1 protein-coding gene is annotated in these 280 nt (G+C 56.8%); it reads left to right on the top strand.

Annotation, left to right across the window (positions count from 1 at the left end):
- Nucleotides 1–280, top strand: a 280-nt coding sequence (locus H8L47_RS29300; RefSeq protein WP_408057762.1) for an ABC transporter permease subunit, incomplete at both ends; no start/stop codon positions are given.

The raw sequence follows: 280 nt of genomic DNA, 5'->3' as shown, positions 1-280 counted from the left end.
TGTGGGGCAATCGCTGCCTGCAGGCAGCCACGGCATTCCAGTACTGAATCAATTGCCCTTTGTCGGTAAAGCCTTATTTGATCAGCATCTGGCGGTGTATTTCAGCCTGCTGTTATGCGCAGGACTGATCTGGTTCCTGTACCGCAGCCGTGCCGGACTGGTATTGCGTGCAGTTGGCGAATCGCCGGAATCGGCCCATGCGCTTGGTTATCCGGTATTGCGTATCCGCTTTCTGGCCTTGCTGTTCAGCGGTGCCTGCTGCGGTATCGCTGGGGCTTAC

The sequence above is a fragment of the Undibacterium umbellatum genome, assembly GCF_014284125.1.
GTDB classification, from domain to species: domain Bacteria; phylum Pseudomonadota; class Gammaproteobacteria; order Burkholderiales; family Burkholderiaceae_D; genus Undibacterium; species Undibacterium umbellatum.
Note: the sequence above shows the minus strand (reverse complement) of the source record. Positions and strands in the feature narration are given on the sequence as shown.